This is a genomic window from Streptomyces bugieae (assembly GCF_036352915.1).
Lineage (GTDB): Bacteria > Actinomycetota > Actinomycetes > Streptomycetales > Streptomycetaceae > Streptomyces > Streptomyces endophytica.
On sequence record NZ_JAZBJP010000014.1, the window covers coordinates 39,175 to 58,096 of the forward strand.

The window sequence follows — 18,922 nt, forward strand, 5'->3', positions numbered from 1 at the left end:
GCATTTCCTTAAGAGCGCAATGGGATGAGGTCTTCCCGATGACACTGGACGGCACCGGCGCCGCACCGCACGGTCCGCGCGGCGCCCGCGAGGAGATCCTGCGCGGTCTGTTCGCGGAGGTCCTCGACGCCCCCGACGTGACGCCCGACGACAACTTCTTCGCGCTGGGCGGGACCTCCATGCTCGCCGTCCGGCTGATCAACCGGATCCGGGCGGTGCTCGGCGTCAAGCTCGGGGTGCGGGCACTGTTCGGCGCCCAGACGGTCGCCAAGCTCGCCGCCCACCTCGCCGCCGACGACCCCGCGCCCCACCCCGTGACCCGGGTGACGCCCCGCCCGGAATCCGTACCGCTCTCCTCCGGCCAGCGCGGTCTGTGGTTCCTCGACCGGCTCGCCGGCCCCGGCGCCACCTACAACATCCCGGTCGTCACCCGGATCACCGGCACCCTCGACCACCGCGCACTGGCCGCCGCGCTCGGCGACGTCGTCACCCGCCACGAGGCGCTGCGGACCCTCTACGGCGAGCGGGACGGCGAGCCGACCCAGCGGGTACTGCCCGCCGACGAGGTGCGCATCGACCTGCCGGTGACCGACCGCACCCCGGACACCCTGCCGGCCGCGGTGGCCGCCGCCAGCGCCCATGTCTTCGACCTCACCGCCGAACTCCCGCTGCACGCCGAGCTGCTGCGGTCCGCTCCGGACCAGTGGGTGCTCGTCCTCGCCCTGCACCACATCGCCTGCGACGGCTGGTCGGTGAGCCGGCTCGGCCGCGACCTGTCCGCCGCGTACGCCGCCCGGCTGCACGGCCGGGCGCCCGACTGGGAGCCGCTGCCCGTCCAGTACGCCGACTTCGCGCTCCGGCAGCGCGCCGCACTCGACGAGGAGTCCGTGCCCGGCTCCCCGGTCGCCCGCGGACTGGCCCACTGGCGCACCGCGCTGCGCGACCTGCCCGAGGAACTGCCGCTGCCCGCCGACCGCCCCCGCCCGGCCCGCGCCGACACCGCCCACGGCACCCTGCGCCTGCCCGTCGACGCCACCACCCGCGCCGGCATCCGGCACCTCGCCCGGACCGGCCACGCCACCGAACTCATGGTCACCCAGGCCGCGTTGGCCGCCCTGCTGACCCGGACGGGCGCGGGCACCGACATCCCGCTGGGCACCGTCGTGTCCGGCCGCACCCACGACACCCTCGACGACCTGATCGGCTTCTTCGTCAACACGCTGGTGCTGCGCACCGACACCTCCGGCGACCCCGCCTTCGGCGACCTGCTGGCCCGGGTGCGGGACACCGACCTCGCGGCCTTCAGCCACCAGGACCTGCCCTTCGACCGGCTCGTCGAGGAACTCCAGCCGCCCCGCTCGCTCTCCCGGCACCCGCTGTTCCAGGTGATGCTCTCCTGGGCGTACGGCGGCGACCTCGGCCTGGAACTGCCCGGCGCGACCTGCGTCACGGACCGAGCGCAGGCCCAAGGGGCCAAGTTCGACCTGGAGTTCGCCTTCGACGAGCGGCCCGACCAGGACCTGCTGGAACTCACCCTCATCTACCGCACCGCCCTCTTCGACGAGCCCACCGCGAGGGCCCTGGGCGAGCGGCTGCTCCGGCTGCTCGACCGGGCCGCGGCCGACCCACGGCAGCGCATCGGCGCCCTCGACCTGCTCTCCGCCACCGAACACGACCAGGTCACCCGCGGCTGGCAGGGCACCGTCCGGCCGTCCGCACCCGGCACCGTCGTCGAGGCCTTCGACGCCCGGGCGGCCGCCGCACCCGACGCGCCCGCGGTGGTCCACGGTGACACCGCCCTGACCTACGCCGAACTCGCCCACCGGGCAGAGCAGTTGGCGCGCGAACTGATCCGGTCCGGAGCGACCCGTGAGACCGCCGTCCCGCTGCTCATGGAGCGGTCCGCCGACCTCCTGGTGGCCCAGCTCGCCGTCCTGAAAGCCGGCGCCGCCTACCTGCCGCTGCAGCCCACCCACCCGGAAGCCCGCCTCCGGGCGGCCCTGGCGGCGGCCGGCAGCCCGGTGCTCCTCGCCGACCCCGCGCTCCGGGACCACCCGGCGGCCGCGGGGCACACCGTCCTGACCCCCGGGGCCCGCCGCACGGCGGACCGCGGCCGGCCCACCGCACCGCCCGCCCCCCACCCGGACCACCTCGCGTACGTGATGTACACCTCCGGCTCGACCGGCGAGCCCAAGGGCATCGGCACCACCCACCAAGGCGTCCTCGACCTGGCCCGCGACTCCTGCTGGGGCCTCGGCCCCGGCGACCGGGTGCTCTTCCACGCCCCGCACGCCTTCGACGCGTCCACGTACGAGATCTGGGTGACGCTGCTCAACGGCGGCTGCGTGGTCGTCGCACCGCCGGGCGCCCTCGACGGACCGGCCCTGACCCGGCTGATCACCCGGCACCAGATCACCCATGTCCACCTGACCGCAGGGCTGTTCCGCACCGTCGCCGAGGACCACGCGCACTGCTTCGCCCCCGTCCGCGAGGTGCTGACCGGCGGCGACGCGGTCTCCGGGCAGGCCGTCGCCCGGGTCCTGGCCGCCTGCCCCGACACCGCCGTCCGCGCGCTGTACGGCCCGACCGAGACCACCCTGTGCGTCACCCAGACGTCCTGGCAGCCCGGTGAACGCGCCGACGGCCCCGTCCCGTTGGGCCGCCCGATGGACAACACCCGCGCTCACGTCCTGGACGCGTCGCTGCGCCCGGTCCCCGCCGGTGTCGTGGGCGAGCTGTACCTGTCCGGCGCGGGCCTGGCCCGCGGCTACACCGGCCGCGCCGCCCTGACCGCCGAACGCTTCGTGGCCTGCCCGTACGGCGCCCCCGGCGAGCGGATGTACCGCACCGGTGACCTCGTCCGCCGGGACACCGAGGGCCGGCTGTTCTTCCTCGGCCGCGCCGACGACCAGGTCAAGATCCGCGGCTACCGCATCGAACCGGCCGAGGTCGAGGCGGCGCTCGCCGCCCTGCCCGGCGTCGGCCAGGCCACCGTCACCGTCCGCACCGACCCCGCCGGCGAGAAACTCCTGGCCGGCTACGTCGTGCCGGAACCGGACCGGCCCGCCCCCGACCCCGCCGCCCTGCGCGACCGACTCGCCGACCGGCTGCCCGACTACATGGTGCCCGCCGCGCTCCTCACCCTGGACGCCCTCCCGCTGACCCCCAACGGCAAACTCGACCGCCGGGCACTGCCCGCCCCGCGGTTCGCCGCGGCCGCACACGGCCGGGCCCCGCGCGGCCCCCGCGAGGTCGTGCTGTGCCGCCTCTTCGGAGAGGTCCTCGGCCTGCCCCCGGTCGGCATCGACGACGGCTTCTTCGAACTCGGCGGACACTCCCTGCTCGCCACCCGCCTGGTCCACCGGATCCGCTCGGTACTCGGCGTGGAACTCGGCGTCCAGGACCTCTTCCGGGCCCCGACCGTGGCCGCGCTGAGCGCCCTGCCGGCCACCGGCGGCACCGGCACCGACCTCGGCGAGGTGCTCACCCTCCGCGCCGACGGCGACCTCCCCCCGGTCTTCCTGATCCCCGCCGCCAACGGCCTGAGTTGGACCTACGCCCCGCTGCTGCGGCACATCCCGGCCGGCCACCCGGTGCACGCCCTCCAGGACCCCCGACTCACCGGCGGCGACCCCGGCCCGCGCACCGTCACCGACCTCGCCACCGGCTACCTCGCCCGGATCCGCGCCCTGCGCCCGCACGGCCCGTACGTCCTGGCCGGCTGGTCGTTCGGCGGCACCGTCGCCCAGCAGATCGCCGCCGACCTGGCAGCACAGGGCGAACCGCCCGCCCTGCTGGTCCTGTTCGACGCCTACCCCGGCGACGTCCTCGGCTGGGGCACCACCCTCGACCCGCAGACCCTGGTGCCGCTCGCCCTGGACGGCATCACCGCCGAGCCGCCGGAGGGCGCCGACCTGCCCCCGGCCGCCGCCCTGCACGACGCACTGCGGGCCGCCGGCAGCGCCCTCGGCTCCCTCGACGAACGGACCGTCGGCCGGCTCGTCGCGGTCGCCCGGCACAACGTCCGGGCACTGGCCGAACACCGGCCGGGCCGCTACAGCGGATCCGTGCTCTGCTTCGACGCGGCGGCCGGCCGGCACCCCGCGGGGCCCGCCTCGGAGAACTGGCGGCCGCTCCTCGACGGCCGGGTGGACACCGTCGCCGTCCGCGCCGACCACACCGGCATCGTCACCGCCGCGGCCATGCCCGAGGTCGGCCCGGTCGTCGAGGCCGCCCTCAAGGCGGCGGCCCCACCGGACTGACCCGTTCCACGGCCCCGCCCACCCGCCGCAAGGAGGAGCATGCCCCGCCGCCGACGCCCCACGGAGACCGGACCGCGGAAACACCCCGGCAATACTGCCGCCACGCGGCCCAACTACCGTTTGCCCCAAGGAAATCCGGCCCGCGCTAAGGCGGTGACAGGCCCGTGAACGCCAGCCAGCCCTCCCTGTACTGGGAAGACGGCGCCATCGTCACCATCGACCAGCGCGTCCTGCCGCACACCCACCGGCAACTGCGGCTGCGCACGGTCGACGAGACCATCGAGGCCATCACCACCCTCGCCGTCCGCGGCGCCCCGGCCATCGGCCTGGCCGGCGCCCTCGGCGTGGCCCTCTCCGCGCAGCGCCACCGCCGCCCGGACGGCAGCCTGGACGAACCGGCCGTCCGCGCCGACGCCCAACGGCTGGCCGCCGCCCGCCCCACCGCGGTCAACCTCGAATGGGCCGTCCACCGGGTCCTGGCCCGGGTCGGCGAAGGCCACCGGGCCGTCCTCGACGAGGGCCTGGCCATGTTGCGCGAGGACGCCGAGGTGAACGGCGCGATGGTCCGGCGCGCCGCGGACCTCCTCGACGACCTGCTCCCGGACCGCCCGCTGCGCCTGCTCACCCACTGCAACACCGGCCGGCTGGCCACCACCGCGGTCGGCACCGCCCTCGGCGTCATCCTCGAACTCGCCGCCCGCGGCCGAGTCGCCGAGGTCCTCGTCGACGAGACCCGCCCGCTGCTCCAGGGCGCCCGGCTCACCGCCTGGGAACTGCGCGAGGCGGGCGTGCCGCACCGGGTGTGCGTCGACTCCGCGGCCGCCGCCGCGATCGCCACCGGCCTGGTCGACTGCGTCCTGGTCGGCGCCGACCGGATAGCCGTCAACGGCGACGTCGCGAACAAGATAGGAACCTACGGCCTCGCGGTCGCCGCCGACCGCAGCCAGGTGCCCTTCCTCGTCATCGCCCCCGAATCCACCCGCGACCCCGCACTGCCCACCGGCGCCGGCATCACCATCGAGGAACGCGCCGCGGCCGAGGTCACCGAGTTCGCCGGCACCCCGGTCGCGCCGGCCGGCACCGCCGTCTTCAACCCGGCCTTCGACGTCACCCCGGGCGAGCTGATCACCGCGATCGTCTCCGAGAGCCGGGTGCAGCGCCCCCGGGAGGCGGCCGCACCCCCTCCCGGCGCCGACCTCCCCGACGACGGGCAACTCGCCGCCGAGGTCGCCGCCATGTCCCGGGCGCTGTACGAACGCGACTGGATGCCCGGCACGTCCGGCAACATCTCGGTCCGCTCCGCCACCGACCCCAAGACCGCGCTGATCACCGCCAGCGGCCGCGACAAGGGCGAACTGACGGCCCGTGACCTGGTCGCCGTGCACGCCGAGACCGCCGACCCGCTCGCCTCCGACGGCCCCCGGCCGTCCGCCGAAACCGCCGTCCACGCGGCCGTCTACCGCACCACCGACGCCCGCGCCGTGATCCACGTCCACGCCCCCCACACCACCGCGGTGGCCGGTCGCTGGGCCCGCGAGACCGCCGTCGGCACCGGCCCGGCCCCGCTCCCGCTCCGCGCCTTCGAACTCCTCAAGGGCCTCGGCCTGGCCGACCCGTCGGCCACCGAAGTGCCCGTCTTCCCCAACCACGCGGATGTCGGGAGGATAGCCACCGAGGTGGCCGACCACCTCCAGGACCGGCCGGAGGCACCGCCCGCGCTGCTCATCGCCGACCACGGCATCACCGTCTGGGGCCGGGACCTGGCCCAGGCCCGCAACCGGCTGGAGTGCCTGGAGGCGATCTGCCGGCTCGTCCTGCTCGACGACGGCAACTGGCCGGCCCGGCCCGCCCCGACACCGGAAGGAAACCCCGCATGACGCTCCTTCAGCTGATGCCGGACGACGCACCGGAAACCGTGCTGCTGCGCACCACCGACACCACGGTCATCGCCAAGACCCTCGCCGGCCACGGCGTCGAACTGCGGCACTGGCCGGTCCGCGGCCCGGTCACGCCCCAGGACGACAGCGACGAGATCCTCGAGCGCTACCGCGCCGAGGTCGACGAACTCAGCGCCCGCGAGGGCTTCCGCCTCGTCGACGTGGCACGCCTGCACCCCAGCGACGACCCCGCCTGGGCCGAGCAGGCCGCCAAGGCCCGCACCACCTTCCTGGAGGAACACCGCCACGCCGAGAACGAGGTCCGCTTCTTCGCCCACGGCCGGGGCTGCTTCTACCTCCACCTCGACGGCCAGGTCCTCGCCACGGTCTGCGAGGCGGGCGACCTGCTCTCCGTACCGGCCGGCACCCGCCACTGGTTCGACATGGGCACCCGCCCCGACTTCACCGCCATCCGCTTCTTCGAGGAGGAGGACGGCTGGGTCGGCGACTTCACCGGCGACCCGCTCGCCCGCTCCTTCCCCACCCTCGACGCCCTCGTCGGCACGCCCGAACCGGCGGCCCCGTGACCGACCGGCCCCTCCCCGGCACCCCGCCCCGCGCCCCGGTCGGTGCCCCCGTCAGCGCCGTCATCCTCGACATCGAGGGCACCACCGGCTCCGCCGACCACGTCCACACCGTGCTCTTCCCGTACGCCCGCAAGCGGATCGCCGGCTGGCTCGCCGCCCACCGCGGCGAGCCCCGCTGGACCGGGATCCTCGACGGCGTGCGCACCGAGACCCACGCCCCCGACCTCGACGAGGCGGGCGCCGCCGAAGCCCTGCACGCCTGGGCCGACGCCGACGTCAAGGCCGCCCCGCTCAAGGCCCTCCAGGGTGAGATCTGGGCGGCCGGCTACGCCGACGGCACCCTGCACGGCCACGTCTACGACGACGTCCCCGGGGCACTCGCCCGCTGGCGGACGGCCGGCATCGCCCGCCACATCTACTCCTCCGGTTCGGTGGCCGCCCAGCGCGACTGGTTCGCCCACAGCAACCACGGCGACCTGACCGGCCTGATCGACGGCTACTTCGACCTGACCACCGCCGGACCCAAACGCGAACCGGACTCCTACCGCACCATCAGCCGCGCCCTGGCCGTCCCGCCCGGACACACGCTCTTCCTCAGCGACGTCCGCGAGGAACTGGACGCCGCGGCCGCGGCCGGCTGGCAGACCGCGGCGGTCCGCCGCCCGGACGACCCCCGCGGCCGGTCCGTCACAGGCCACCCCGTCCACGGCGACCTCACCGGGCTGCACCACCTCGCGCCCGCGCCGCCACCCCCGGCCGCCTGAGCCACCTCCCGGCCCACCCACCGAGACAGGACACATGACCACCACCGCCACCCCCGCCGCCGAACTCGCCGTCATCGGCGGCAGCGGCTTCTACGAACTCCTCGCCGACGCCGAACGGATCACCGTCGACACCCCCTACGGCGAGCCCTCCGACGCGATCACCCTCAGCGAGATCGGCGGCCGCCGCGTCGCCTTCCTGCCCCGCCACGGCCGCGGCCACGCCGTACCCCCGCACCGCATCAACTACCGCGCCAACCTGTGGGCGCTGCGCTCCCTGGGCGTCCGCCAGATCCTCGCCCCCTGCGCGGTCGGCTCGCTCCGCCCCGAGCTGGGCCCCGGCACCGTCGTCGTCCCCGACCAGCTCGTGGACCGCACGAGCGGCCGCGCACAGACCTACTACGAGCGGGGCGCGGTCCACGTCTCGTTCGCCGACCCGTACTGCGCGCACGGCCGGGAAGCGGTCCTGGAAGCGGCCGCCGCCACCGGCACCGAGGCCACCGACGGCGGCACCATGGTCGTCATCCAGGGACCCCGGTTCTCCACCCGCGCCGAATCCCAGTGGTACGCCGCGGCCGGCTGGTCACTGGTCAACATGACCGGCCACCCCGAAGCGGTCCTCGCCCGCGAACTCGCCGTCTGCTACACCGCCGTGGCCCTGGTCACCGACCACGACGCGGGCATCGACGCCCACCAGAGCGTCTCCCAGGAAGAGGTCTTCAAGGTCTTCGCCCAGAACACCGAGCGGCTGCGCGCCCTCGTCCTGGAAACCCTCGACCGCCTCCCCAAGGAACGCACCTGCGGCTGCGCCGTCACCCTCGCGGGCCTGGAGCTGCCGTTCGAACTGCCCTGACGGGCGGGCGACGGACCGGCCCGACGGCCCCGCCCACCAGGTGGGTCCGACAGGTCATGTCCGACAGTTGTGTGTGACATGCCGCAGGTGGCGTAATGGCCGGGCCGGGCCGTCCCGGCACGCGACGCTGAAGGGCCTTGAGCACGGTCGCAGGACCGTGCTCACGGTCGTGTCAGGAGCCCGCGGTGGACAGGTCGGGGATGGACGGTTCGGGGCCGGACGGGGCGCCCCGTCCGGTCATGGAACGGATCCGCGGCGACCGCCGGCCGGGCCGCGGCCGGCCGGCACCCCGGCGCGCGGCGGTCGTGGAGAACAGCGGCTTCGAGGTCCCCCGCCCGCCGGCCTGGATGCGCTGGCTGCCGGTCGCCTACGTCGCGATGGTCCTGCTGCTCGAAACCGTCACCCCCACGGAATGGGCGGTCAGCTTCCTGCTCATCGCCCTCCCCGTGGTCGCCGCCTACACCCTCGGTCCCTTCAGCGTCGCCGCCGTCACCGCGTTCACCCTCGCCCTGGAAGGCGTGATCGCCGGCACCCCCTGCTGCACCGGCCACAACATCCACCAGCTCTGGGAGAACCACCACGTCGCCGCCTACATCGCCACCGCCCTCGTGGGCCTCCTCGGCGTCGCGCTGGCCGCCCACCGCCGACGCCAGGAGCGGTCCCTGGTCCGCGCCCACTCGGTGGCCGAGGCCCTGATGCGCACCCTGCTCCGGCCGGTCCCGCACCGGGTCGGGCACGTCCTCGCGGCCGGCCTCTACCGCTCGGGCGAGATCGGCACCATGGTCGGCGGCGACCTCTACGACATCCGCGCCACGGAGACCTGCGAACGCGCCATCATCGGCGACGTCCGCGGCAAGGGCCTGAAGGCCGTCCGCACCGTCGCCGACATCCTCGGCAGCTTCCGCGAGGCCGCCTACGACCAGGGCGACCTGCTGAGCGTCGCGGACCGGATGGAACGCCGGATGGCCCGCGAGGCCGCCGAGCTGCGCGACGACGAACTCTTCGTCACCGCCGCCCTGGTCGAGTACGACGCGGTGGCCGGCGAGGTGACGATCGTCAACCACGGCCACATCGAACCGGTGCTGATCTCCGACGGCGAGGTGACCCCGCTCCTCGGACCCCCCGCCCTCCCGCTCGGCCTGGGCGCCCTCGCCGACGTGCCGCCCACCGCCTACACCCACCGCTTCGCCCCCGGTGACGTCCTGCTCCTGTGCACCGACGGCCTGATCGAGGCCCGCGACCACGACGGCGCCTTCTACCCCCTCCTCGACCGGCTCCGCCACCACTTCACCGGCCGCCCCGCCCCCGGCCCCGCCGACGTCGTCGACTTCCTCAACACGGACCTGCCCCGGCACACCCGGATCTTCCACGACGACGTGGCCATCCTGGCGATCGCGCCACAGGGGGCGCCGTGACGACCGGGTGCCGTGATGGCCGGGCGCCGTGACGACCGGGGGCCGGAATGACCGGGTGGGGGAGGGCCGGGCGGGGGAGGGGCCGCCGCGGTAGTGGTCCGTGCCGACCCCGGTGCCCGGCGGGTGGGTGCTTGGTGAGTCAGTGCGCGACGGGTGGGTGCTTGGTGAGTCAGTGCGCGACGGGTGGGTGCTTGGTGAGTCAGTGCGCGGCGGGTGGGTGCTTGGTGAGTCAGTGCGCGGCGGGTGGGTGCTTGGTGAGTCAGTGCGCGGCGGGTGGGTGCTTGGTGAGTCAGTGCGCGGCGGGTGGGTGCTTGGTGAGTCAGTGCCCGGCGGGTGAGTGCTTGGCGACTCAGTGCCCGCCGAGTCAGTGCCCGTCACCTCAATGCCTGGTGACTCAGTGCCCGGCGGGCGGCCTCCGGGCGGCGCGCCGGCGCCGGGTCACCGCGGCCCGCCCGGCGCCATCCGGCTCCCCCCGCTCCGCCGCGGTGCCGGGCCCCGTGCTCAGCACCTCCGGCAACGGCCGGAACGGCAGCACCCCCGCGTACCCCACCAGCCGACCGAGCTGACGCCCCGCCAGTTCCCGTACGCCGGCCAGGTCCAGCCCCGGGTCATGGGCGGTGAGCCGTACCGACAGCCCCGCCAGCAGCGCCTGCGCCGCGGTGGCCACCTCGGCCGGCACGCAGTCGTGGAAGATCCCTTCGTCCAGCCCCGCGGCCACCGCGTCGGCGATCGGCTGCTCCGTACGCCGGTTGAGCCGCGCCAGCGCCTCGGCGAGCTCCGGCGAGCCGGCCGCCCGCGACTCCAGCTCCGCCCACAGCCGCGCCTCCCGCACATCGTCGCCGGTGACCGGCAGCGCGAAGTCGATCAGATCCGCCAGCCGCCGGTCCGCACCGGACCGCTCCACCTCGCCGGCGCTACGGGCAAGCCGCTGCTCGGCCCGGCTCAGCGAATGCGTCAGCGCCTCGGTGAGCAGCTGGGCCCGATGGGCGAAGTGGTAGTGCACCAGCGCCGTCGAGACCCCCGCCTGCCGCGCCACATCCGCGATCCGCACCCCGTCGAAACCGTCCCGGGCGATCAACTCGACGGCGGCATCCAACACCCGCGCCCGCCGGTCCACCTGCGGGGGCTGATCCACCTGCGGGCGTTGATCCAGCTGCGCGTGCTGATCCGCCTCGGCTGTCTGTCGATCCACCTCGGCTGTCTGACGATCGACGTCGGCTGTCTGACGATCCACCTCGACTGTCCGTCGATCGACGTCGGCTGTCTGACGACCCACCTCTGCGCGACGGTCCGCGGAACCCATGGCCCGATCCTTCCACACCGGGTATTGCCCACCCCCACCCCCTGACGTTAACGTCAGGCCCGCCATCGGCTGACTTTAACGTCAGTACGCCCGTGCCAACCCGTCCCGACCGCCGGTTCCCGCCTCCAAGGAATGGATGGACGCCATGCCCCGCTACGGATCGATGTTCGGCCCCGACATCACCTTCCTGGGGGTGGAACGCTGCACCCTCGACGAGCCGGAGACCTATCGCGGCGCCGACGTGGTGATCGTCGGCGCACCGTTCGACGGCGGAGTCAGCCACCGCCCCGGCACCCGCTTCGGCCCCCAGGCCATGCGCGCCACCGATTACAACGCCCACGACGGCTCCCGGCCCTCTCTGGCCATGCGGGTGGACGCACTCGCCGATCTCCGCGTCGTCGACGCCGGGGACGTCGAAATGTTCGCCGGCGACATCGAGGGCAGCATCCAGGCCATCGAGGACGCGGTGGCCACCATCGCGGCGAGCGGCGCGATACCCGTCGTCCTCGGCGGCGATCACACCATCGCGCTCCCCGACGTGACCGGCGTCGCCCGCACCCATGGCTTCGGCCGGGTGTCGATCATCCACTTCGACGCCCACGCCGACACCGGCGACACCGAGTTCGGGCATCTGCACGGCCACGGCCAGCCCATGCGCCGCCTCATCGAATCCGGCGCGGCCCGCGGCGACCGCTTCCTCCAGATCGGCCTGCGCGGCTACTGGCCCGGCCCGGAAACGCTCGACTGGATGGCCGACCAGCACATGCGCTCGTACGAGATGAGCGAGATCACCGCCCGCGGCCTCGACGCCTGCCTGGAGGAGGCGATGGCTCTCGCCCTGGACGATTGCGACGCGGTCTTCCTCTCCGTCGACGTCGATGTCGTCGACCCCGGCATGGCCCCCGGCACCGGAACCCCCGAGCCGGGCGGCCTCACCTCCCGCCAACTCCTGGACGCGGTACGCCGCCTGGCCCTCGAACTCCCGCTGGCCGGCATGGACGTGGTCGAGGTCTCCCCGCCCTACGACCATGCCGACATCACGGCCTACCTCGGCAACCGCATCGTCCTGGAGGCCCTCTCCGGCCTGGCGGCCCGCCGCCGCGGCGACACCTGGAACCCCGCCCGCCCCCTCCTCGACGGCCGCGGCACCCGCCCTACGTACGACCGCCCGGCACCGCCCAGCACCGCCCGCACATGACACCGCGAAGTCGCCCATCACGTCCGCACGTCCGCATATCCGCATATCCGCATATCCGCATATCCGCATATCCGCGTATCCGCGTATCCGCGTATCCGCGCATCCCAGCATCCGTGCATCCCGGCATCCGCACGTAGGCCTGTCGCGAGCGGACGTTGGTTACGGGGTCCGGGGCGCCCAGTGCGCGCAGGCGCGCTGCCCAGGTGTGCGCAGGTTGCCAAGGCGTTTCCCGCGCCAACGCATGGGCCGCGTGGGCGGGTTCAGGCTCGCCCGGGGCCTGGGCGCGCCAGGGCGGGGCGGGCCCGCGCCGGGGCGTGTCCGGGAGTGCCCAGGCGCGTTCCGGTGTGGGTGTCTCCCGCCGTCTCCCGCCACCCGGATCACTCCGCCCACGGCAACGGCCGGCTCTCCCTACCTCCCGGCACGGAAGCCCGCCCCGAGGCGGACATGGCCACCAGAGCCTCCGCCGGCTCCCCGCCCGTACGGAACTGCCGCACCACGCCGGCGGGAACCACCACGGTCTGCCCCGCAGTCACCGTCTCGGTGCGCCCGCCGGTCGTCACCTCGATCGATCCGGCGGTCAGCATCCACACCTGTTCCCGGTCGATCACATGCTCGGGTCCGGCGCTCCCGGGCTCCATCCGCACCTGCCAGGTGCTCAGTTCGGCACTGCCCCGACTCGGCGCGGCAAGCCCGGTCATGACGGCGGCGGGCGTGGCGATGACGTCCTCGGTCGACGGTGTAACCACACGCGCAAACAAGTTCACGTCCATAACATCCCCTCAAAACCCACGACACCTCAGAGCAACGAGCGGCAAGTAAAGCCACTTTACTCACTCTCTCGAGGGGCAAGTAAAGCAGCTTGACTCACCTGTGTCACCATGCCCCCGTGCCCCGCAACCAGGAACCCACCAACGCCAACTCCGGTACGGAGACGTCCGGCAACAACGTCCCCGGTACCGAGCCCACACCGCCCCCCAACGACCAACTGCCCAACGTCGAGCTGACCTTCCTCCTCGGCATGGCCTTCCAGCTCCTGCTCGGAGAATTCACCGGCCGCGTGGCCGAGGCCGGCTATCCGGACCTCCGCCCCGTCCACGGCATGGCCTTCCAGGTGCTGCGCGGCCACGGCGCCACCAGCAGTGAACTCGCCGAACGGCTGGGCGTCACCAAACAGGCCGCCGGCCAGATCGTCGACGACCTGGAAAAGCGCGGCTACGTACGCCGGCAACCTCACCCGGCCGGCGGCCGCCGCAAACTGGTCGTCCTCACCGACGCGGCACACCAGCACCTGGCAGTGGCCGGCCGCATCCTGCACGACGTAGAAGCCGAAGCCGCCCGCGGCACCGACCAACAAGACCTCGCCCCGCTACGCACCGAACTGGCCCACCTCATCCGCGCCTTGCACCCCAACGCCCCCCTCCCACCCCTCCGCCCGGTCTGGTGACCACAAAGGTCACGGCACATGCCGCGCCGCGCCCATGGGGTGCGGGCAGTCCCCGGAGGTGGGGTCACGGGCCTACGGGGCAGGGTGACGGCGGACTCTACGGAGTGGGGTGACGAGCCCCGAGGCAGGTCGGCGAGCCTCACGACGGCGGGGCGGCGAGCCCTACTGGGGGCGGGTGGGGAGCCCTACGGGGCGGGGGCGGCAAGCCTATGGGGCAGACCGCGTGCTCCATGGCCCCGGACGTCCGCGTCCGTGTCCGTCGTCCGCTTCCGCTTCCGCCCCTAAGCATCTGCTCCCGAAGCCTCCGCCCTCTGGTGCGCGTCACGGGCCGCGTCCACGAACGTCTCCAGGGCCGCCCAGAACGGGCGGTAGGCGACGTCGAACGCCTCACGGCCGTCGCCCTCACCGGCCAGCTCCTGCTTGACGGCCGCGTAGAACGGGCCCGTCGCCTTCTGGAGCGACAGCGCCGCGGCTGCGGCCGACGGCGGGCCCTCCAGCTCGACGACACGCGTGCAGCGACGGATCTTGGCGTACTCGGCCACCTCCCTGTCATGCAGCTCAGTCAGCGTCGCCGTGCGGTCGTCCGAGCCGGGCAGCCGCAGTGTCGCCGAGATCTCCCAGTACAACTCGCCCATGCGGTGGGTCTGTTCGATCAGCTCCAGGTACGCGGTGCGCCGGCTCTCACGCAGTCGCTCGGCGCGTTGCGAGCGAGCGGCGATCTCCGCCTGGATGCGCGCCGCCTGCGCGCTGCCCCGGCTGGTGACCCAACTGGCCAACACCGCCGTGCCGCCGGTTACCGCCGCGATTGCCATAGTCCACAAGCTGCTGTCGCCCACCCGGCGCACAATACCCAGCCACCGCCGCAGTCCAACGGCCGCCCGACACCCACCTTCCGCTCTTGCCCGCCGCCCAACGAACCCTTACTTACGACGGGAACTCGCCCGGCGCAACCTCGCTCGTGGTCGCATTGCCGCCAATCACCTTGTTCAAGGTGAACGTCAGCACCGTGTACTGCGTCCCACCGGAAACCTGGACGGTCCGGAAATTCGCCTTGTCGTCGAACTTCTCGAAGCTGCACTCCCGGGTGAAGGAACTCTTCCGGCTGTTCCAGTCCTCTCCAGTGGTGAAGTACACCGTGTACGAACCGCTGTTGACGCTGCGTATGGTGGTGTCGGATCCCTTACGTATGTAGACGGAGAAGGCCGTCCGCGTACCTCGGGTCAACGTCACCACGGCATCGCTGCTCGTACCGTTCCTCACCGTCAGCCGGCCCAGCCCGCCCCGGCTGCTGTCACGTATGAGCGCGCCATTGGCCAGCCGCCGGTGTTGCGCCTTTTCCGTACGTGGCAGCCGCAGCGTGGCGTCGTACCCCAGGCTCGTGAGCGCGTGGCCCGCCTCTTTCACGCTCTTCGGGCTCTCCGCCGTACTGAGCGTCACGCGCGGCGAGTCGGCACACCGACCGCCACTCCCGTGTGCGCTTCTGAGGTCCTGTCCCAAGGCCCGCAGCGAGGTGGCGAATTGGGTGTTGCCCGCCTTGGCGTTCTCCGGTGTCCGGGCGGTCTCCAGGGCGTCCGCGGCCGCCTCGGCCTTGCTGGCCGCCGAGTCCAGCGCCCGGTTCAGCGATCCTCCTTCTTGCGCCCGGTCGACCGCGCGAAGGGCGCCGTTGAGGGGGCCCAGGGCGTTGGTGAGGGCGTGACGGTAGGAGTCCGGGTCGACGCTCGGAGTGGGGGAGGAGTTGGGCGACGACGCCGCATCGGCCGTCGACGCACCACTGGACCCGCTCACCCCACTCGATCCACCGGCCTCGCTTCCTTCGCCCGACGAACAGGCCGACAGCGGGAGCGAGAGAGCGAGCACCGCCGCCCCGAGCGCGACCCCGCGGCGCATCCGCGCCCGTGCCCCCGACCCGCCCCGCAGAGACGGCGTACGCCGCACCCACATGTATCTGTTCATGATCCCCCTGATCCCCCTGATTCCCCCGGTTTCCCGGTACCGGGCCCCCAATTCCGCTTGCATCCTGCTGTATTGCTGAAGTGCCGTATTGCCGCATTGCTCGGTGTCTGATGGAACTCCGGAGAGCCGTCAGAACCCTCAGACCCCGCAACCCTCGGACTCAGGAACTCTGGAATCCCCTCGTCTGCCCCCATCGCCCCAGAGGCCCAGCGCCCCAAGAGACCCAGAACCCCAGAACCCCCTGCTTTCGCCTTCCTTCCCTCAAGTCCTGCAACTCCTGCAACTCCTGCAAGTCCCTCAGGCCCCGTAAATCCCTCGAGTCTCCTGGACCCCCGGATCACCCGTACTTCCACCAACTGCCGAAAAGAACTGGATCCAGAACTAAGGCTTCTCCGGCCCGAGTTGGCTGTCAAGGTTGCTCGTCCAGGCTGTGGATAACTTCGTCGCACGCCGGAATTTCTGCTTCCGCACCCGTGCGCAGCCACCGGTGCGTAGGTAGAGTCCGCTGCCATGGCAGCGCTGAGTGATCTTCTCCCCCTTGCCGCTGTGCGCCTGGACGTTCAGGCGGCGGACTGGCAGGAAGCGATCCGGACGGTCGGCGGATTGCTGGTGGAGACGGGGGCCACGACCGACGCGTACACCGCCGAGATGATCCGTAACGTCGAGGAGAACGGTCCCTACATCGTCCTCGCCCCCGGCTTCGCCTTCGCCCACGCCCGCCCCTCACCCGCCGTCCTCAGAACCGGACTTTCCTGGGTCCGGCTGTCCCGGCCGGTGGAGTTCGGGCATGAGACGAACGATCCGGTGACGTTGGTCGTGGGCCTCGCCGCTCAGGACGCCGACGCGCACACGGCAGCGCTGGCCGCCCTCGCGAAGCTCCTGGCCGACCCGGCAACGGCACAAGCCCTCCAGGACGCGGCCGATCCAGAGGCGCTGCATACGGTGCTGGCGGAATCAGCCGCCCTCCCGGAGACACCGGGTAAGGGAGCGGTACCGGAGAAGCGAGGCGAACAGCCTTCCCGCGGCCCGTCCGTCCACAAGATCCTCACCGTATGCGGCAATGGCGTCGGCACCAGTCTCTTCCTCAAGAACACCCTGGAGCAGGTGCTCGACCGCTGGGGATGGACCCGGCATGTGACGGTCGAGGCAACCGACACCATTTCGGCCCGGGGCAAGGCGTCGGAGGCCGTGGCGATCCTCACCTCCCGGGAAATCGCCAGGACGCTGGGCGATGTCGGCGTACCGGTCAGGGTCGTCGAGGACTTCACCAGCGGCCCCGAGGTCGACCGGGTACTCCGCGATACGTACGACGTCTGAGCCGCCCCGATCCGCCCTTCCCGGAGCCGACCCGACCCGCTCTTCGTGGAGCTGCGCCGATCCGCCCTTGTCTGAGCCGTCCTGATCCGCCCGCCCCGGAGCCGCCCGCTCTCCCCGCACACGGCTGAGGACCCCACCCCCACCTTCATCCCCTCCAACCCCCTCCCACCCCACCACCCCACCGCCACCCCCTCTCACCCCCTCCACCCCAGCCAGCCTCAGGAGGACGGACCGGACCATGCACAGGCTCATATCCCTCGCCACGTTCCTCGTGAACGAGATCCTCAGCCAACCCGCGTACCTCATCGGCCTGATCACCGCCGCGGGTCTCATCGCGCTCAAGAAGTCCGCCGGGCAGATCGTCGGCGGCGCCATCAAGGCCACGCTGGGCTTCCTGCTGATCGGCGCGGGTGCCGGTCTGGTCGTCAGCGCGCTCGCTCCACTGGGCGGCATGATCCAGGGCGCGACCGGCGCGCACGGCGTGATCCCCACCAACGAGGCGATCGTCGGCATCGCCCAGGCGAAGTTCGGCGCCCGGGTCGCCTGGCTGATGATCCTCGGCTTCGCCGTCGCCCTCCTCCTGGCCCGCTTCACGCCGCTGCGCTACGTCTTCCTGACCGGCCACCACATCCTCTTCATGGCCACGCTGCTGACCATGGTCCTGGCCACCTCCGGCCAGACCTCGGTGCTCGTGGTCCTCGTAGGAGGGCTGCTGCTCGGCATCCTCCTGGTAGCGCTGCCGGCCTTCGCCCATCCCTGGACCAAGCGGGTCACCGGTAACAACAGCATCGCCATCGGCCACTTCGGCACCGCCGGTTACGTCCTCTCCGGCGCTGCCGGCCAGCTCGTCGGCAAGCGCAGCCGCAGCACCGAGGACATGAAGCTCCCCGAGGGCCTGCGCTTCCTGCGCGACTCCATGGTGGCCACCGCGCTGTCCATGGTGCTGATCTACGTCATCATGTCGCTGGTCTACCTGGCCAAGGCGGGCCGGGCCACGGCCTTCAAGGCGTTCGCGGCCGGCGGCGGGAGCCCGGCCGCCGACCTCGGCAACTACGTCATGCACTCCGTCATGCAGGGCCTGCAGTTCGGTATCGCGGTCGCGGTGATCCTCTTCGGGGTGCGCACGATCCTGGCCGAGCTGGTCCCCGCCTTCCAGGGCATCGCGGGCCGGCTCGTGCCCGGCGCGGTGCCGGCGCTGGACGCACCCATCGTCTTCCCGTACGCGCAGAACGCCGTGCTCATCGGCTTCCTCGCCAGCTTCGTCGGCGGCCTGGTCGGCCTCGGCGTGCTCACCTGGGCGTTCCACCCGGCGTTCGGCCTCGCACTGGTTCTGCCGGGACTCGTACCGCACTTCTTCACGGGCGGCGCGGCCGGCGTCTACGGCAACGCCACCGGTGGGCGGCGCGGGGCGGTCGTGGGCGCCTTCCTCAACGGCCTCCTGATCACCTTCCTGCCGGCGCTGCTGCTCAAGGTGCTGGGGGCGTTCGGCAAGGAGAACACGACCTTCGGCGACGCCGACTTCGGGTGGTTCGGCACCTTGATCGGCAATGCGGCCAAAGCGGGCGCCACCGGGGGCGTCGTGCTGATGCTGGTGATCGGCGGTGTGCTGCTGGGGGCCGCGATCCTCTTCCAGAAGCGAGTCGTGGAGACCGGCTGGGACCCGGGCGCCGCTCGTGACGCCGCCCTGCCGCCCGACGCGTCATCCGGGCGGACCTCCCCGGAGCCGTCCGGCACGGACCCGGCGGCAGCGGTGTCCCGCACCTACGGAAAGATCGCCCCGCCCGCAGGCGCCCCGACCCCGCCTCCGCCCCCGTCCCCGCTCCCGTCCCCGGAGTCCGGCTGAACGGCAGCGGGGCGCTCCGCCCCGGGGCAGCCCCGGGGCGGGGTCCTCCGGCCGGGGGTAAAACGCCGCAGCCCGGCCACGCGGCACCTCCGCTAGCTCGCACTCAGAG

At 72.9% G+C, this 18,922-nt stretch carries 15 protein-coding genes; 11 read left to right on the forward strand and 4 right to left on the reverse strand.

Annotated features, from left to right (window positions below; all coding sequences use genetic code 11):
• Positions 1 to 38 precede the first annotated feature (38 nt).
• The 6 genes from V2J85_RS21835 (at position 39) to V2J85_RS21860 (ending at position 9,755) form a co-directional block, all read left to right on the forward strand.
• Positions 39 to 4,262 carry a non-ribosomal peptide synthetase gene (locus V2J85_RS21835; protein ID WP_330822507.1) on the forward strand — a complete coding sequence of 1,408 codons (4,224 nt, stop codon included), beginning with the start codon at positions 39 to 41 and terminating at the stop codon, positions 4,260 to 4,262.
• Between the two features lie 164 nt (positions 4,263 to 4,426).
• Positions 4,427 to 6,139, forward strand: coding sequence for an S-methyl-5-thioribose-1-phosphate isomerase (gene mtnA / locus V2J85_RS21840; RefSeq protein ID WP_261955211.1), 1,713 nt, complete (start codon positions 4,427 to 4,429; stop codon positions 6,137 to 6,139).
• Complete coding sequence (locus V2J85_RS21845; protein WP_261955210.1) at positions 6,136 to 6,726, forward strand: 1,2-dihydroxy-3-keto-5-methylthiopentene dioxygenase; 591 nt, start codon at positions 6,136 to 6,138, stop codon at positions 6,724 to 6,726. Before mtnA ends, V2J85_RS21845 begins: the two co-directional genes overlap by 4 nt.
• Complete coding sequence (gene mtnC / locus V2J85_RS21850) at positions 6,723 to 7,490, forward strand: acireductone synthase (protein ID WP_330822508.1); 768 nt, start codon at positions 6,723 to 6,725, stop codon at positions 7,488 to 7,490. The genes V2J85_RS21845 and mtnC overlap by 4 nt, the downstream gene beginning before the upstream one ends.
• A gap of 34 nt (positions 7,491 to 7,524) precedes the next feature.
• Positions 7,525 to 8,340 carry an S-methyl-5'-thioadenosine phosphorylase gene (locus tag V2J85_RS21855; RefSeq protein ID WP_261955208.1) on the forward strand — a complete coding sequence of 272 codons (816 nt, stop codon included), beginning with the start codon at positions 7,525 to 7,527 and terminating at the stop codon, positions 8,338 to 8,340.
• A gap of 185 nt (positions 8,341 to 8,525) precedes the next feature.
• The gene (locus tag V2J85_RS21860; RefSeq protein ID WP_261955207.1) at positions 8,526 to 9,755 is read left to right on the forward strand and encodes a PP2C family protein-serine/threonine phosphatase; all 1,230 of its coding nucleotides are present in this window, start codon (positions 8,526 to 8,528) and stop codon (positions 9,753 to 9,755) included.
• A 394-nt stretch (positions 9,756 to 10,149) separates the two neighbouring features.
• Here the strand turns inward: V2J85_RS21860 and V2J85_RS21865 are convergent, their stop codons facing one another.
• Entirely contained in the window at positions 10,150 to 10,890 is a 741-nt protein-coding gene (locus V2J85_RS21865; protein ID WP_261955206.1) for a TetR/AcrR family transcriptional regulator, read from the reverse strand.
• Positions 10,891 to 10,899: 9 nt separating this feature from the next.
• On the opposite strand from V2J85_RS21865, the gene V2J85_RS21870 reads away from it, so the two are divergent.
• Both V2J85_RS21870 and speB read left to right on the forward strand, forming a co-directional pair.
• Positions 10,900 to 11,103 carry a hypothetical protein gene (locus V2J85_RS21870; RefSeq protein ID WP_330822509.1) on the forward strand — a complete coding sequence of 68 codons (204 nt, stop codon included), beginning with the start codon at positions 10,900 to 10,902 and terminating at the stop codon, positions 11,101 to 11,103.
• Positions 11,104 to 11,194: 91 nt separating this feature from the next.
• Entirely contained in the window at positions 11,195 to 12,256 is a 1,062-nt protein-coding gene (gene speB / locus V2J85_RS21875; RefSeq protein ID WP_261955204.1) for an agmatinase, read from the forward strand.
• Between the two features lie 377 nt (positions 12,257 to 12,633).
• Here speB and V2J85_RS21880 read toward each other — a convergent pair whose 3' ends face one another.
• The gene (locus tag V2J85_RS21880) at positions 12,634 to 13,020 is read right to left on the reverse strand and encodes a cupin domain-containing protein (RefSeq protein WP_330822510.1); all 387 of its coding nucleotides are present in this window, start codon (positions 13,018 to 13,020) and stop codon (positions 12,634 to 12,636) included.
• 254 nt (positions 13,021 to 13,274) lie between these two features.
• On the opposite strand from V2J85_RS21880, the gene V2J85_RS21885 reads away from it, so the two are divergent.
• The gene (locus V2J85_RS21885; protein ID WP_261957388.1) at positions 13,275 to 13,700 is read left to right on the forward strand and encodes a MarR family winged helix-turn-helix transcriptional regulator; all 426 of its coding nucleotides are present in this window, start codon (positions 13,275 to 13,277) and stop codon (positions 13,698 to 13,700) included.
• Positions 13,701 to 13,981: 281 nt separating this feature from the next.
• Here V2J85_RS21885 and V2J85_RS21890 read toward each other — a convergent pair whose 3' ends face one another.
• Positions 13,982 to 14,512, reverse strand: a complete 531-nt coding sequence (locus tag V2J85_RS21890) for a hypothetical protein (protein WP_410011250.1) — start codon at positions 14,510 to 14,512, stop codon at positions 13,982 to 13,984.
• A 112-nt stretch (positions 14,513 to 14,624) separates the two neighbouring features.
• The gene (locus tag V2J85_RS21895) at positions 14,625 to 15,485 is read right to left on the reverse strand and encodes a hypothetical protein (protein WP_261955201.1); all 861 of its coding nucleotides are present in this window, start codon (positions 15,483 to 15,485) and stop codon (positions 14,625 to 14,627) included.
• 678 nt (positions 15,486 to 16,163) lie between these two features.
• Here V2J85_RS21895 and V2J85_RS21900 point away from each other — a divergent pair.
• Positions 16,164 to 16,970 (forward strand): PTS sugar transporter subunit IIAB, encoded by an 807-nt coding sequence (locus tag V2J85_RS21900; RefSeq protein ID WP_261955200.1) that lies wholly within the window; start codon positions 16,164 to 16,166, stop codon positions 16,968 to 16,970.
• 238 nt (positions 16,971 to 17,208) lie between these two features.
• Positions 17,209 to 18,813 (forward strand): PTS ascorbate transporter subunit IIC, encoded by a 1,605-nt coding sequence (locus V2J85_RS21905; protein ID WP_330822511.1) that lies wholly within the window; start codon positions 17,209 to 17,211, stop codon positions 18,811 to 18,813.
• Positions 18,814 to 18,922: the final 109 nt, after the last annotated feature.